Annotated in this window: 11 protein-coding genes; 8 read left to right on the top strand and 3 right to left on the bottom strand. The window is 70.7% G+C overall.

Features of this window, described 5'->3' with window-relative positions:
* The first annotated feature begins 269 nt into the window (after window positions 1-269).
* The gene (locus AC1Q7O_RS27320) at window positions 270-560 is read left to right on the top strand and encodes a co-chaperone GroES (RefSeq protein ID WP_492662474.1); all 291 of its coding nucleotides are present in this window, start codon (window positions 270-272) and stop codon (window positions 558-560) included.
* A gap of 94 nt (window positions 561-654) precedes the next feature.
* Window positions 655-2,304, top strand: coding sequence for a chaperonin GroEL (gene groL, locus AC1Q7O_RS27315; RefSeq protein ID WP_394400177.1), 1,650 nt, complete (start codon window positions 655-657; stop codon window positions 2,302-2,304).
* An 83-nt stretch (window positions 2,305-2,387) separates the two neighbouring features.
* Here the strand turns inward: groL and AC1Q7O_RS27310 are convergent, their stop codons facing one another.
* Together AC1Q7O_RS27310 and AC1Q7O_RS27305 are read right to left on the bottom strand one after the other, a co-directional pair.
* The gene (locus tag AC1Q7O_RS27310; RefSeq protein WP_492662473.1) at window positions 2,388-3,215 is read right to left on the bottom strand and encodes a MipA/OmpV family protein; all 828 of its coding nucleotides are present in this window, start codon (window positions 3,213-3,215) and stop codon (window positions 2,388-2,390) included.
* Between the two features lie 31 nt (window positions 3,216-3,246).
* The gene (locus AC1Q7O_RS27305) at window positions 3,247-5,430 is read right to left on the bottom strand and encodes a tetratricopeptide repeat protein (protein WP_492662472.1); all 2,184 of its coding nucleotides are present in this window, start codon (window positions 5,428-5,430) and stop codon (window positions 3,247-3,249) included.
* Between the two features lie 87 nt (window positions 5,431-5,517).
* On the opposite strand from AC1Q7O_RS27305, the gene AC1Q7O_RS27300 reads away from it, so the two are divergent.
* Window positions 5,518-7,563 (top strand): DUF1631 family protein, encoded by a 2,046-nt coding sequence (locus tag AC1Q7O_RS27300; RefSeq protein WP_492662471.1) that lies wholly within the window; start codon window positions 5,518-5,520, stop codon window positions 7,561-7,563.
* Between the two features lie 204 nt (window positions 7,564-7,767).
* Here AC1Q7O_RS27300 and yihA read toward each other — a convergent pair whose 3' ends face one another.
* Window positions 7,768-8,541: a ribosome biogenesis GTP-binding protein YihA/YsxC gene (yihA, locus tag AC1Q7O_RS27295; protein WP_492662470.1), complete on the bottom strand. Its 774-nt coding sequence runs from the start codon at window positions 8,539-8,541 to the stop codon at window positions 7,768-7,770.
* Between the two features lie 70 nt (window positions 8,542-8,611).
* Between yihA and AC1Q7O_RS27290 the strand changes: the two genes are divergently transcribed.
* From AC1Q7O_RS27290 to AC1Q7O_RS27270, 5 genes are all read left to right on the top strand, one after another.
* Window positions 8,612-9,232 carry a c-type cytochrome gene (locus AC1Q7O_RS27290; RefSeq protein WP_492662469.1) on the top strand — a complete coding sequence of 207 codons (621 nt, stop codon included), beginning with the start codon at window positions 8,612-8,614 and terminating at the stop codon, window positions 9,230-9,232.
* 75 nt (window positions 9,233-9,307) lie between these two features.
* Window positions 9,308-11,380 (top strand): cytochrome c biogenesis protein ResB, encoded by a 2,073-nt coding sequence (locus AC1Q7O_RS27285; protein WP_492662468.1) that lies wholly within the window; start codon window positions 9,308-9,310, stop codon window positions 11,378-11,380.
* On the top strand, window positions 11,377-12,726 hold the full coding sequence (gene ccsB / locus AC1Q7O_RS27280) for a c-type cytochrome biogenesis protein CcsB (RefSeq protein WP_492662467.1): 1,350 nt from the start codon (window positions 11,377-11,379) through the stop codon (window positions 12,724-12,726). The genes AC1Q7O_RS27285 and ccsB overlap by 4 nt, the downstream gene beginning before the upstream one ends.
* A 28-nt stretch (window positions 12,727-12,754) precedes the next feature.
* Entirely contained in the window at window positions 12,755-13,396 is a 642-nt protein-coding gene (locus AC1Q7O_RS27275) for a response regulator (RefSeq protein ID WP_492662466.1), read from the top strand.
* Window positions 13,397-13,615: 219 nt separating this feature from the next.
* Window positions 13,616-15,214 carry a histidine kinase dimerization/phospho-acceptor domain-containing protein gene (locus tag AC1Q7O_RS27270; protein ID WP_492662465.1) on the top strand — a complete coding sequence of 533 codons (1,599 nt, stop codon included), beginning with the start codon at window positions 13,616-13,618 and terminating at the stop codon, window positions 15,212-15,214.
* The last annotated feature ends 35 nt before the right edge of the window (window positions 15,215-15,249 follow it).

The following is a 15,249-nucleotide window of genomic DNA, read 5'->3' as shown; positions in this document are numbered from 1 at the left end:
CATACTTTCATCGAAATGGGGCTCAGTAGTTTCCAACTTTCGGTGATGTCACTTTCCAACTTTCGCTGACGTTCCCACTAACAGCGGTGCGCCGATCGCCGCCGGGCCCCTCTTGAATCACAACCTCCCATCCCTATAATGCGATCTGCTAGCACTCTTCACTTCCGAGTGCTAACGAAATCGGGTCGATGCGTCGGCCCCATTTTTTCGGCGTGCCGCACCCTCTGGATCTGCGGCCGCTGCGGTTCAAACTCTCTGAAGGAGACCCCATGAAGCTGCGCCCCCTGCACGATCGCGTGATCGTTCGCCGCCTGGAACAGGAAACCAAGACCGCCTCCGGCATCTTCATCCCCGACAACGCAGCCGAGAAGCCCGACCAGGGTGAAGTGCTGGCCGTCGGCCCCGGCAAGCGCAACGACAAGGGCGATTTCGTGGCCCTGAACGTCACCGTCGGCGACCGCGTCCTGTTCGGCAAGTACTCCGGCCAGACCGTCAAGGTCGACGGCGAGGAACTGCTGGTCATGCGCGAAGAAGACCTCTTCGCCGTCGTCCAGAAGTAATGGCTTGAGGGCCGCAGGCGCAACGCGCCGCAGCCCTCGTCAAACCAGCGTCGAGAAATCGACTCTGACCCCAATTTAGATTCGGAGAATTCAAATGGCAGCAAAAGACGTGATCTTTGGCGGCGAAGCCCGCGCTCGCATGGTTGAAGGCGTGAACATCCTGGCCAACGCGGTCAAGGTGACGCTGGGCCCGAAGGGCCGCAACGTGGTGCTGGAGCGCTCGTTCGGCGCCCCCACCGTGACCAAGGACGGCGTGTCCGTGGCCAAGGAAATCGAGCTGAAGGACAAGCTCCAGAACATGGGCGCCCAGATGGTCAAGGAAGTCGCTTCCAAGACGTCCGACAACGCCGGTGACGGCACCACCACCGCCACCGTGCTGGCTCAGGCCATCGTCCGCGAAGGCATGAAGTACGTGGCCGCCGGCATGAACCCGATGGACCTGAAGCGCGGCATCGACAAGGCGGTCACCGCCCTGGTCGCCCAGCTGAAGGCCGCCTCCAAGGCCACCACGACCTCCAAGGAAATCGCTCAAGTCGGCACGATCTCGGCCAACAGCGATGCCGACGTCGGCCAGATCATCGCCAACGCGATGGACAAGGTCGGCAAGGAAGGCGTCATCACCGTTGAAGACGGCAAGAGCCTGAACAACGAGCTGGACGTCGTCGAAGGCATGCAGTTCGACCGCGGCTACCTGTCGCCCTACTTCATCAACAACCCCGAGAAGCAAGCCGCGATCCTGGACAACCCGTTTGTCCTGCTGTTCGACAAGAAGATCTCGAACATCCGCGACCTGCTGCCCACGCTGGAGCAAGTGGCTAAGGCCGGCCGCCCGCTGCTGATCATTGCCGAAGAAGTCGACGGCGAAGCGCTGGCGACGCTGGTGGTCAACACCATCCGCGGCATCCTGAAGGTCGTGGCCGTCAAGGCGCCTGGCTTCGGTGACCGTCGCAAGGCCATGCTGGAAGACATCGCCATCCTGACGGGCGGCAAGGTCATCGCCGAAGAAGTCGGCCTGACGCTCGAGAAGGTCACGCTGGCCGACCTGGGCCAGGCCAAGCGCGTCGAAGTGGGCAAGGAAAACACCACCATCATCGACGGCGCCGGCGCTGCTGCCGACATCGAAGCCCGCGTCAAGCAAGTGCGCATCCAGATCGAGGAAGCCACCAGCGACTACGACCGCGAGAAGCTGCAAGAGCGCGTGGCCAAGCTGGCCGGCGGCGTCGCCGTCATCAAGGTCGGTGCTGCCACCGAAGTCGAGATGAAGGAAAAGAAGGCCCGCGTGGAAGACGCGCTGCACGCCACGCGTGCCGCCGTTGAAGAAGGCATCGTCGCCGGTGGCGGCGTGGCCCTGCTGCGCGCCAAGCAAGCTGCTGGCGAGATCAAGGGCGACAACGCCGACCAGGACGCCGGCATCAAGCTGATCCTGAAGGCCATCGAAGCCCCGCTGCGCGAGATCGTCTACAACGCCGGCGAAGAGTCGTCCGTCGTCGTCAACGCCGTGCTGCAAGGCAAGGGCAACTACGGCTACAACGCCGCCAACGGCACCTATGGCGACATGATCGAGATGGGCATCCTGGACCCGACGAAGGTCACGCGTACTGCGCTGCAGAACGCCGCGTCCGTCGCGTCGCTGATGCTGACGACCGAGTGCATGGTCGCCGAATCGCCGAAGGAAGAAGCTGCCGGCGGCGGCATGCCTGGTGGCATGGGCGGCATGGGTGGCATGGGCGGCATGGACATGTAAGTCCACGCCGGCGACCCACCCGTCGCTGACAAACAAAAGGGGCTCCCGCGAGGGAGCCCCTTTTTTTCATGCCCGCAGCGGCATCAGTCGCTGGCGCTGGCGGCCGAACGCATCAGCGTGTAGCTCAGGCCGATACCGTAGGTGAAGCCCGTCGTCTGCCGCACCAGCGCGCTGTCGCGGTTGGCTGCGCCGGCCAGGCTGTCCAAGCGGCCAAAGGCGTACAGGCGCAGGTCGGGCGTCAGGCTCTTCGCGACGCTGCCGCCCAGCCGCCACGCGATCAGGCCCGCCTTCGCCTCGAACGCCGGGCGGTCCTGTCGCGCCTCGCTGGCGGTCACGCCGTAGAAGGTCGAGCCCAGCCGGCGGTCGCCCACCACGGCGCCGACGCTGGCGCCGTAGGCCCAGCCGTCCGCCTGCGGGCGGTGCTGCCAGCTCAGACGCGGCTCGAAGGTCATGCCGCGGTGGCGGTTCAGGTGACTCAGCTCGAACACGCCGCGCACCGGCAGCTCCAGCACCAGGCGCTCGGCAGCGCCGCGCCCGTTGACGAACCAGCGCGCCACCGGCCCGGCCTCCACCAGCGTACCCAGCCGCGGCATGCCCTCGCGGGCTCGCAGCGTCTCGGAACCCGAGCTCAGCGTGCCGGCGAACGACACGTCCAGCTCGAAGGCGTCCGTGCGCACCGCGCGCAGGCCGGCGCCGTCGCCATCGGCGCGCAGCACCTTGCCGCGGTAGATCAGGTAGGGCAGCACCAGCGCGCGGCGGGCCTGCTGGTCCGAGCCGGGGTAGGCCTGCTGCGAAATGCCGGCCGCGCCGACGCCCAGCTCCCACAGCGGCGGCGCCTCGCGTCGTGGCGCGGGGTCATCGGCCCACGCGGCGGTGGCAGCCAGGCACAGCAACGGAAGAAGGCGCTTCATGAATGGCGGGTCGGAGTGAGGATGGCGCGCATCATGCCGTCAGCAGCGCCAGCCAGCCCGCGGCAAAGCGGCCGGCGTCGCACAGCGGGCTGGCCGCCATGCGCTCGCGCAGGCCGGCTCGCAGCGTGGCGAGCGCCCCGCGGTCCTGCACGCGCAGCGCGGCCAGCCGCACGAAGTCGTCGGCATCGCGCGCCACCCAGCCGTCCGCCAGCCCCAGCGTCTGCACAAAGCTCAGCCCCTGGCGGGAGATAGGCGCCGAGCCCGGCAGCGTCAGCACCGGCACGCCCATCCACAGGCCGTCCAGCGTCGTCATGCCGCCGCTGTAGGGCGACGGGTCCAGCGCAACGTCCACGCGTGCGAAGGCGGCCAGGTAGTCGGCCAGCGGCCCCGGGCCTTCCAGGTCCAGCCGCGCCGCGTCGCCGGGCCAGCGTGCGCGCAGCGCGGCGCGCTCGGCCTCATGCTGCAGGCCCGGCGCCTTCAGCAGCAGCCGGCTGCCGGGCACCGCCGCCAGCACGCGCGCCCATAGCGCCAGCACGTCGTCATCCAGCTTGTGCAGCGCATTGAAGCAGCCGAAGCGCGGTGTGTCGCCCAGCGGCGCCACGGCCGGCGCCTGCGCCGGCGGCGCGTAGACCGTGAAGCTGTGCGGCAGCCGCAGCAACGGCTCGACGAAGCCCGCCTCGGTGCCGTCCGGCAGCAGCCAGCGGTCGCCGACGAAGCCGTCCATCGGCGCCAGCCCGGTGCTGCCCGCATAGCCCAGCCAGCTGAATTGCCGCGACGCCGGCCGACGCGCGAACACGCCCAGCCGGTGGCCGCCGGTGTGGCCGTGCAGGTCCACCAGCACATCGATGCCGTCGGCGGCGATGCGCGCTGCGAGCGCCGCATCGTCCAGGCCCGGCACGTCCAGCCAGCGCGGCACGGTGGCGCGCAGCATGGGCGTCAGCAGCGCGTCCGAGGCGCCGGCGTAGATGAACAGCTGGCAGCGCGCCGCCAGCGCCGGCAGCCACGCCCGAGCCAGCCGACCCACCGGGTGCTGGCGCAGGTCGGCAGACACCAGCCCCACGCGCAGCGGCCCCGCGGCACGCGGCGGCCGCGGAACGGCCGGTGCGTCCATGAGTCGCCCGACCTCCGCCGCCTCGGCCCGCAGCGCGGCCGGCGCGCCGCCGCGGTACGCGCGCAGCAGCAGGCGGTCGCTGCGCGCTGTCACCAGGCCGGGCTGCTGCGCGATGAGGCGGGTCAGCACCCCGTCCGCCTCGTCAAGCCGCCCCTGCCGCTTCAGCGCCTGCGCCAGGTTGTGCAGCGCCTGCGGCGATGCCGGCGACGCGGCCAGCGCGTCGCGGCAGGCGGCCACCGCGTCGGTAGGGCGGTCCTGCGACAGCAACAGGCTACCCAGATTGACCAGCACGCCCGCACGCCGCTCGCCGGACAGACCCGTCGCCAGCGCGGCGCCCAGCACCGCTTCGCCGCGCTCGGGCCGCAGCAGCGCCAGGTTGCAGGCCGCCTCCGCGTGGCCGGCGTCACCCGCCAGCACATGCTCCCAGGCCTGCGCGGCGCCCTCCGTGTCGCCGCGCTGCTGCAGCCACTGGCCCAGCAGGAACCCGGCCGTCGCCCGCTGCGGCGCCAGCCACACCGCCATGCGCAACTGCGCCAACGCCTCCTCCTCGCGCCCGGCGGCGGCCAGCGCCGTGGCGGCATGCTCGCGCAGCGCGGCATCGGCAGGCTGCGCCGACACCGCGGCGCCGAACGCGTCCGCCGCGTCGCCATGCCGCCCCAGCGCCAGCAGCGCGCGGGCGCGGTTGCCCAGCGCAGCCACCAGCCCGGGCTGCTGGCGCAACGCGGCGTCGAACGCCACGAGCGCCTGCGCCGGCTGCTGCAACGCCAGCAGCGCGTTGCCCAGGTTGTTGTGCGCGCCGGCCAGGCCGGGCTGCAACCGCAGCGCCTGCTCGTAGGCCGCGCAGGCCTCGGCCCACTGGCCGCGGGCAGCCAGCAGCGCGCCCAGGTTGGCGGCCAGCTCGGCGTCCTGCGGCAGCAGCTGCATCGCGCGGCGCAGGGCCGGCAGCGCATCCTGCCCCAGCATCTGCTGCGCCACTGACAACGCTTTCCACAACTGGCCGTCATCGGGGCGTGCGTCCAGCAGCTCGCGGGCCCGCTGCGCCATCTCGACATGGCAGCCATTCTGGAAAAGCGTGAAAAGCTGCTGAAGTGCGGCGTCGGCCATGTGGTTAAGGGGTGGTAATGAACCGCAACTCCGCGGGACGCACCAAGGCGGCGCCAGATAATCGCATCGCGCCGTTTCCTGTCGTCCATGTCCCCTCACCTGCATCCTCACGAACTGATCGACCACGCCCTGATGGAGGCCGGTCCGCTCGCGCGCGAACTGCTGAATCTGGTGCAGGACGAGCTGGACGCGCAGCCCCAGTACTTCCCGCTGCGCGACGGCTGGCGCAAGGTGCGGCCCGGCTTCGCGGCCGACTTCGAAGGCCGGCTCATCGAGCTGCTGCAGGCCGGCCGCCGCGGCGAGGACCCGCTGTACCGCCCGCTGCACGCCGGCGGGCTGGAGGGCCTGAGCCTGGTGGACGAGCACCAGGCGCTGCAGGACGTCGCCATCGCCCACGTGACGCACACGGCCGAGGAAATGAGCCGCGCCGAGCTGCACCAGATCGGCAACTTCTACGCCGCGCTGCGCGGCATCGCCCGCGCCCGCGAGCGCGACAACCCGCTGCGCCCCGCCCTCTACGCCCACGCGCTGCACCACGCGCTGGCGGCCAGCCCGCTCGCCGCGCAGGCGCAGTACGAGCTGATGCGCGCCGCCGCCCAGCCGCTGGCCCGCGCGCTGAACCGCCAGTACGTCGCCGCCTGCGCCACGCTGCACGCCGCCGACATCGGCGACATGGTGGCCTCGCACGGCCACGCGCAGACAGATCCGCTGGCCCACCAGCGGCTGGCCGCCGCGCGCGGCATTAGCGCACGCGCGCCATCGCACGGCACGCTGGACGGCCTGTCGCGCCGCGTCGACGCCGTCAACTCGCGCCCGCAGGGTCTGCCCGCGCTGGGCACGGCCGCGCTGCGCGACCCCGCCGCCCCGGCGCCTTTCGTGCGCTCCACCGGGCCGGACATGCTGAGCCGGCTGTACGACCAGATCCTGGCCGACCCGCGCCTGCTGCCGCCGCTGAAGGCGCTGCTGGCGCGGCTGCAGATCGCCGTCGTGCGGCTGGCGCGCGCCGACTCCACGCTGCTGCGCCGCCAGGACCACCCCACCTGGGCGCTGCTGAACCGCGTTGCCGCGCACGGCATGGCCTTCGGCCGCGCCGACGACCCGCGCTTCGTCGACTTCCTTCGCTTCATGGAAGCCGAGGCCCAGCTGCTGGTGGACGCGCCCACGCCCACCGCCGGCCTGTTCCAGCAGGTGCTGGCGCGCGTGGACGCCCACATCGACCAGCAGGCCCGCCAGAGCAGCCAGCAGAATGCCGTCGCGCTGGCCGCGCTGGAGCGCGAGCAGCTGCGCAGCGAGTGGCGCGAACTGATCCGCGAGCAGATCGACCACCAGATCGCCGACGCCCCGCTGGGCCCGCGCGTGCACCGCTTCCTGCAGACGGCCTGGGTGGACGTCATCGTCACGGCCATGGTGCGCCACGGCCGCGACTCGCAGGAGGCGCTGGCCGCGATGGAACTGGTGGACGCCGTCATCGACAGCCTGACGACGCCGCGCGACATGGCCGACCGCGAGGCGCTGCGCATGCGGCTGCCGGTGCTCATCGAGCGGCTGGTGGCCGGCTGCGACAGCATCCAGCTGCCCGAGGCCAGGCGCGAGCCGCCGCTGACCGAACTGATGGGCCAGCACGCCCGGCTGCTGCGCGGCCTGCCGGCGCTGGAAGCCGGCGCACGACGCCCGACGGCGCCGCCGCGGCCCGATGCGATGGGCAACGCGGCGCCGGTGTCGGCCGACGAGATCGTCAGGCGGCTGATGGAAGAGCGCGATTCGCAGGTGCCGTCGCACTGGCTCAGCGCCGACGTCGACCGCGGCGAGCTGCCCACGGTGCCGGTGCAGCTCTACAACGAGCACGACTCCCCGGACGCACGCGCCGCGCTGCAGCGCTGGATCGACGGGCTGCAGATCGGCCGCTGGTTCCACCTGTTCATCCAGGGCGACTGGCACACGGCGCAGATCGCGTGGATCAGCGAGGGCCGCCAGTTCATGCTGTTCGTCGGCCGCGAGGCCGAGGAGCGCCTGCCGCTGACGCGCGGCGCGCTGGAGGCGCTGCTGTCCAACGGCCTCATCACCGCGCTGGAGGACGACAGCGTCGTGCAGCGCGCCGTCGACACGCTGATGAGCGACCTGGACGGCGGGTGATGCCCCACCCCCGAAGGCGCTGACGCGCCTCCCCCTCAAGGGGGCTGAGCCTGGACACAAACAGTCCTGAGGACTGTTTGTGCCTGGCGAAGGACAAGGCCTCTGGCCTTGGCAGCCGCCAGCGGCCTGGCAAAGCCAGCTCCGCGGCAGCTGCTCGATCGAGCGGCGGGCTGCGCCGCCGCGCAGACCCACTCGTGAAGTGCGTCAGCCCTCGTCGGCCTCGTCGGGCGGCGCCACGAGCACGTCGTCCGGGACTTCGCCGGGCGCCTTGTGCGCCAGCACCCATTCGCGCAGCGCCAGCGCCACGTCGCCGACGCCGCTCTTCTTCAGCGCCGAGAACAGCGTCACCGCCACGTCGGAGTTCTCCGTCGACAGCCCGGCGAGGTACTCGGTCGTCGAGCGCAGGATGGCATCGGCCTCCTTGCGGTTGAGCTTGTCGGACTTGGTCAACAGCACCAGCAGCTTGATCTCGCCGGTGGCCACGCGCGCGGCGACGAACTCCAGCAGCTGCTTGTCCAGGTCGGTCAGGCCCAGGCGCGAGTCCACCATCAGCACGACGCCGGACAGGCTGCGGCGGATGGCCAGGTAGTCGGCCATCACCTTCTGCCAGCGCTGCTTGGCGGACTTGTTGACGGCCGCGTAGCCGTAGCCGGGCAGGTCGGCCAGCAGCGCGTCGGCGGCATCTTTCGGGCCCAGCTCGAACAGGTTGATGTGCTGGGTGCGGCCGGGCGTCTTGGACGCGAAGGCCAGGCGTTTCTGCTGCGCCAGCGTGTTGATCGCGGTGGACTTGCCGGCGTTGGATCGGCCGACGAAGGCGATCTCCGGCAGCTCCGTGGCGGGCAGGTGCACCAGCTGGCTGGCGGTGGTCAGGAAGCGCGCGGTGTGCGTCCAGGCCAGGGCGAGCTTCTCGGTGATTGGGGCCGACGCGGTGGCGTCAGCGGGGTCCGAGGTCTCGGCATCAGGGATTTCGTTGGTCATGGGCAGGTCGGGCGCTGTGATTCGGCATTGTAAAATTTGAAGGTTGCGCCCTTTGGAATCCAACAAATCCATGAAGACTGTCGCCATTCTCCTGTCGAGTCTGCTGCTGGCCGCCACGGCCTCCGCGAACGAGCCGGCCGCCGCGCCGGCCAAGCCCGATCTCGCCAAGGGCGGCGCACTGTCCTCCCAGGTCTGCGCGGCCTGCCACACGGCCGACGGCTCGCGTGGCAGCCCGGCCAACCCCATCCTGGCCGGCCAGCACCCCGAGTACCTGGCCAAGCAGCTGGCCGAGTTCAAGAGCGGCAAGCGCAAGAACGCCATCATGGGCGGCATGGCCGCGCCGCTGTCGGAAGAAGACATGCGCAACGTCGCCGCGTTCTACGCGAGCAAGACGGCCAAGCCCGGCTTCGCGAAGAACAAGGACACCGTCGCGCTGGGCGAGAAGATCTGGCGCGGCGGCATCGCCGACCGCAGCATCCCGGCCTGCGCGGCCTGCCACGGCCCGACGGGCGCCGGCATCCCGGCCCAGTACCCGCGCCTGGCCGGCCAGCATGGCGACTACGTGGAGGCGCAGATGGTGGCCTTCCGCAGCGGCGTGCGCAGCAACAACCCGGTCATGGCCGGCGTGGCTGCGAAGATGAACGACAAGGAAATCAAGGCCGTCTCCGACTACGTCGCGGGCCTGCGTTGATGCAACGCAAGCAGCCTTGCTGAAGGAAGGCCGGTGTCACGCACCGGCCTTTTTTGTTGGCCGAAACTCCACCTGATGTCCTCCGCCACCGCCCCCCGCCCCTCGCCGGCCCGTGAACTGCTGGACCTGCTCGCGTCCATGCGCTTCGCGATCGCGCTGCTCAGCGTGATCTGCATCGCCTCGGTCATCGGCACCGTGCTGCGCCAGAGCGAGCCGCTGGGCAACTACATCAACCAGTTCGGCCCGTTCTGGGCCGAGGTGTTCGGCCAGCTGAATCTCTACACGGTCTACAGCGCGCCCTGGTTCCTCGTGATCCTGGCGTTCCTGGTGCTCTCCACCAGCCTGTGCATCGCCCGCAACACGCCCAAGATCCTCGCGGACCTGAAAAGCTACAAGGAAGGCGTGCGCGAGCAGTCGCTGCAGGCGCACCACCACAAGGCCATCGCCGAACTGCCCAGCAACCCCGAGATGGCCCTGGCCGAGATCGGCAGCACGCTGACGGCGCTGGGCTGGAAGGCCCGCGTGCAGCGGCGCGACCACGGCATCATGATCGCCGCGCGGCGCGGCGCGGCCAACAAGATCGGCTACCTGGCCGCGCACTCGGCCATCGTGCTCATCCTCATCGGCGGCGTGCTGGACGGCAACGCAATGGTCAAGCTGGCCATGTGGGTGCAGGGCAAGGAGCTCTACACCGGCTCCGGCTTCATCTCCGAGATCAAGCCCGAGCACCGGCTGTCCGCCGGCAACCCGAGCTTCCGCGGCAACGTGTCGGTGCCCGAGCGCCAGCGCCAGGGCATCGCCGTGCTGAGCCTGCCCAGCGGCGTGGTGCTGCAGGATCTGCCGTTCGACATCGAGCTGAAGAAGTTCAGCGTCGACTACTACCCCACCGGCATGCCCAAGAGCTTTGCCAGCGACATCGTCATCCACGACGGCGGCACGCGGCGCGAGGCGACGGTGAAGGTCAACGAGCCGGTCATCCACAACGGCCTGGCCATCTACCAGAGCAGCTTCGAGGACGGCGGCAGCCTGCTGAAGCTGAAGGTGCTGCCGCTGGGCGGCGGCCTGCCCGTGAGCCTGGACGGCCGCGTGGGCACCAAGCTGGCGCTGGGCGAGCAGACGCTGGAGCTGGATGGGCTGCGCGTCATCAACGTCGAGAACCTGGCCGGCGAGCCCAACGCCAGCGGCGCCGACGTGCGCAAGGTGGACCTGGGCGAGCGCCTCAGCCAGCACCTGGGCAGCGGTGCCAAGGGCGACAAGGCCAAGTCGCTGCACAACGTGGGCCCCAGCTTCAGCTACAAGCTGCGCGACGCGGCCGGCCAGGCGCGCGAGTTCAGCAACTACATGCTGCCGGTGACGCTGGAGGGGCGCCGCGTCTTCCTGGCCGGCATGCGGGAGTCGCCGGCCGAGAGCTTCCGCTACCTGCGCATGCCCGCCGACGAGAACGACAGCCTGGACGGCTGGCTGCGGCTGCGCCGCGCGCTGGCCGACGCCAAGCTGCGCGACGCCGCGGCGCGCGCCTATGCCGTCTCCGCCACGCCGTCGGCACAGCCGCAGATGCAGTCGCAGCTGCAGCTCACCGCCCACCGCGCGCTGACGCTGTTCTCCGGCGCCGCGGTGCAGCCGGGCGACGAGGTCAAGGGCGGCCTGCCGGCGCTGTCGCAGTTCATCGAGCGCGACGTGCCCGAGGCCGAGCGCCAGCGCGTCTCCGAGGTGCTGCTGCGCATCCTCAACGGCAGCCTGTTCGAGCTGCACCAGCTGGCCCGCGAGCGCGACGGCCTCACGCCCTCGCCCATCGACGACGCCACGCAGGCCTTCATGACGCAGGCCGTGATGTCGCTGTCCGACAGCCTTTACTACCCCGCGCCGGTGCTGCTGCAGCTGCAGGAGTTCGAGCAGGTGCAGGCCAGCGTGTTCCAGGTGGCCCGCGCGCCGGGGCAGAAGCTCGTTTACCTGGGCGCCCTCTTGCTCATCGTCGGCGTCTTCGCCATGCTCTACATCAAGGAGCGGCGGCTGTGGGTCTGGATTGCCCCCAGCGCCGACACTGCCAGCTCGCAGGTGCGCATGGCCATGTCCAGCACCCGCGAATCGCCCGACAACGCCACGCTGTTCGCACAGCTGAAAGCAGCCGTGCTGAAAGACAAGACATGAACACCACCACCTTCGACCTGCCGCGCCGCCATGCGCTGCAGCGCCGCGACGCGCTGGACTGGGTCTTCGCCGCCCTCGTGCTGCTGGGCGGCGGCTACGCGTTCAGCCGCTACCACGCCAGCATGGACGTCTACGAGCAGGGCATCCTGGCCTGCGCGGTGCCGTCGCTGATCGCGCTGGGCTGGTTCTGGAAACCGCTGCGGCTGCTGTGCGTCGCCACCGGCGCCGCGGCGCTGCTGGCCATCGCGCTGTACGCACGCCAGACCGACGGCTTCGGTGCCGACCTGGCCGCCGCGGACAAGGTCTTCCTGCTGAAGTACATGCTGTCCAGCCAGAGTGCCATCCTGTGGATGAGCCTGCTGTTCACGATGAGCATGCTCTTCTACTGGGGCGGCTTCTTCACCGGCGCCGGGCGCAACAGCGTGGCCGAGGTCGTCGGCTCCAAGCTGGCCTGGGGCGGCGTGTTCATGGCGCTGGTGGGCACGCTGGTGCGCTGGTACGAGAGCCACCAGATCGGCCCCGACATCGGCCACATCCCGGTCAGCAACCTCTACGAGGTGTTCGTGCTGTTCTGCTGGATGACGACGCTGTTCCACCTGTACTACGAGCAGCGCTTCGCGACGCGGTCCCTCGGCGCCTACGTGATGCTGGTGGTGACCGGCGCCGTCGGCTTCCTGCTCTGGTACACGGTGGCGCGCGAGGCGCAGGAGATCCAGCCGCTGGTGCCGGCGCTGCAGAGCTGGTGGATGAAGATCCACGTGCCGGCCAACTTCGTCGGCTACGGCGCGTTCGCGCTGGCGGCCATGGTGGCGCTGGCCTACCTGCTGAAGACGGCTTCCACGCGCGCGCTGCTGGTGGGGCTGGTGGGCGTGCCGGGCCTCATCGTCGCGCTGATCGCCGCGGTCCGGCTGTTCGGCAACATCACGCCCGAGACGGCCACCGGCCTGGTCGGCTGGGCCGGCAAGATCATCGGCGTCATGGTGTTCCTGGGCCTGTGCGTCGCGCTGCGCCGGCCCCTGAGCGCCCGCCTGCCCGACCTGCCCCAGCTCGACGACCTGATGTACAAGGCCATCGCGCTGGGCTTCGCGTTCTTCACCATCGCCACCATCCTGGGCGCCTTCTGGGCCGCCGAGGCCTGGGGCGGCTACTGGAGCTGGGACCCGAAGGAGACCTGGGCGCTCATCGTCTGGCTGAACTACGCGGCCTGGCTGCACATGCGGCTGATGAAGGGGCTGCGCGGCATGGCGTCGGCCTGGTGGTCGCTGGTGGGCCTGCTGGTCACGACCTTCGCCTTCCTCGGCGTCAACATGTTCCTGAGCGGCCTGCACAGCTACGGCACCCTCTGACGGCGCCGGCCCGCGGCCCCGTGCTGGCATGACGCGCGCCCGCATCTACCTCGTCGACGACCACGCCATGGTGCGCCAGGGCCTGCGCGCGCTGCTGGGCCAGGCCGGGCACGAAGTGGTGGGCGACAGCGGCGACCTCACCGTGGCGCTGGCCGAGCTGCAGCAGCTGACGCCCGACATCGTGCTGGTGGACCTGTCGCTGGGCGAGCGCTCCGGCATGGAGCTGCTTGAGGAACTGCAGCGCCGCCAGCTGCCGGTGCGGCCGCTGGTGCTGACGATGTCGGCCCAGCCGCGCCACGTGGGCATGGCGCTCAAGCTGGGCGCCTGCGGCTATGTGCTCAAGGGCTCGCCGTCGGAGGAGCTGCTGCAGGCCATCGACGCGCTGCGCGCCGGCCGCCGCCACCTGGGCCAGGGTGTGGCCGAGCTGGCCGCCCGCGCGCTGGCCCAGGGCGACGGCCAGGACCCGTTCTCCAGCCTGTCGGTGCGCGAGCGCCAGGTGGTCACGCTGGTGGTCAACGGCCACTCCAGCAACGAGATCGCCACCGCGCTGCACCTGTCGCCCAAGACCGTGGACAGCTACCGCAGCCGGCTGATGGCCAAGCTGGGCGTGCCCGACGTGACCGCGCTCGTCAAGCTCGCGCTACGCCACGGCCTCATCAACGACGACTGAGGCCCCTCGTCCCGTCTTGCCGCGCTGAACGCGGGCAAGCCTGACCGGTCCCCCGAGGGGACGGCGATGCCTGCCGGATTGACCGGCAAACACATCGCCCGCGGGCCGGCTTGGGGCGGCCCGGCGCCGGGCCGCGCGAGCGGGCTCCCGACGACCCCACAGCACCGATCAAGAACTCCCCGCATCGGCTTGTCGGAGGGGTCCCTAAATTGGACCCTCATGAATGCCGCCGAACTTCCCGCCCCCGCCGCCCGCGAGGCCCAGCGACTGCAATGCCTGGCCGAACTGGGGCTGAGCGAGCCCGCCGCCCCCCACGAACCCGACGCGGTGCTGGACGGCCTGGTGCGCTGCGCCGCCCATCTGCTGGGCTTTCCCATCGCGCTGGTCAGCCTGGTGGGCGAGCGGCACGTGTGGTTCAAGGCCCGCTACGGCACCGAACTGACGGGCAGCGAGCGCGACAACGGCTTGTGCAGCCACACGCTGCAGAGCGACGGCCTGTTCGAGGTGCCCGACGCGCAGGCCGACCCGCGCTTCGCCGGCAACCCCTGGGTCACCGGCCAGAACCCCGACAACCTGCGGCTGCGCGCCTACGCCGGCCTGCCACTGCGGCTGGACGGGCTGACGCTGGGCGCCTTGTGCGTGGCCGACACGGTGCCGCGCCGGCTCGATGCCGTGCAGGCCACGCTGCTGACCGACCTGGCGGCCGCCGTGAGCGCCTGGTTCAGGCACCGCCGCGAGCATGTGGACCTGCTGGCCAGCCGCGCCGACCTGCAGGACCGCGCCGAGCTGCTGCTCAGCCTCAGCCGCGAGACGCCCGGCATGCTGTTCCAGTACCGCAAGCCGCCCGGCCAGCGGGGCGCGCTCAGCTTCATCAGCGGCCAGGCCGACCAGGTGCTGGGCGCGCTGGCGCCGCTTCAGCCGCCGGCCCTGCACGCCTACCTGCCGCGCTGCCACCCCGACGACCTGCAGGGCCTGCTGCGCTGCATGACCGACGCCGCCAGCGCCCACCAGCCGTGGCAGCACCTGTTCCGCGTCTGCCTGCCCGGCCATGCGGCGCCCAGCTGGCGCTCGGCCCACGCCAGCCCGTCGCGGCTGGCCGACGGCACCGTGCTGTGGCACGGCTTCATCGCCGATGTGGACGAGCATGTCGAGATCGAGACGCTGCGCCGCGACAAGCTGGCCGCCGAGCGCGCCAGCGCCGAGAAGAGCGCCTTCCTGTCGCGCGCCAGCCATGAGCTGCGCACGCCGCTGAACGCCGTGCTGGGCTTCAGCCAGTTGCTGCTGATGGACGACGACCCGCTCAGCCCCCGCCAGCGCGAACGCCTGGAGTGGGTGCAGAGCTCGGCCCGGCGCCTGCACCAGCTCGTCGACGGCCTGCTCGACCTCGACCGCGCCGACCACCGGCGCGACACCACCCCGGAGGGCCCCATGCGCGACGCCTTCACGCTGCTCTACATCGAGGACGAGCCGCTGAACACGCTGCTGGTGCAGGAGTCGCTGCGCGACCGCCCCGACTGGCGGGTGCTGCACGCCGCCGACGGCCTCAGCGGGCTGGCCATCGCCAGGACCGAGAAGCCCGAGGTGGTGCTGGCCGACATCAACTTGCCCGGCATCAGCGGCCTGGACGTCGTGCGCGAGCTGCGCGCCGACGCCGGCCTGGCGCAGACGCTGTGCATCGCGCTGTCGGCCGACGCGACGCCCGCACAGATCGACCGCGCCATGGCCGCCGGCTTCGACGACTACTGGACCAAGCCGCTGGACGTGCTGGAACTCGCCGGCCGGCTGGCCGACGCGCTGGCTCGCCACGGCGGCCGCTGACCCCGCAAGAAAAAAACAACAACAGCGACGACGAC

The organism is Roseateles sp. GW823-FHT07B05, from assembly GCF_058794515.1.
This window is presented reverse-complemented; position numbering and strand designations above follow the sequence as displayed.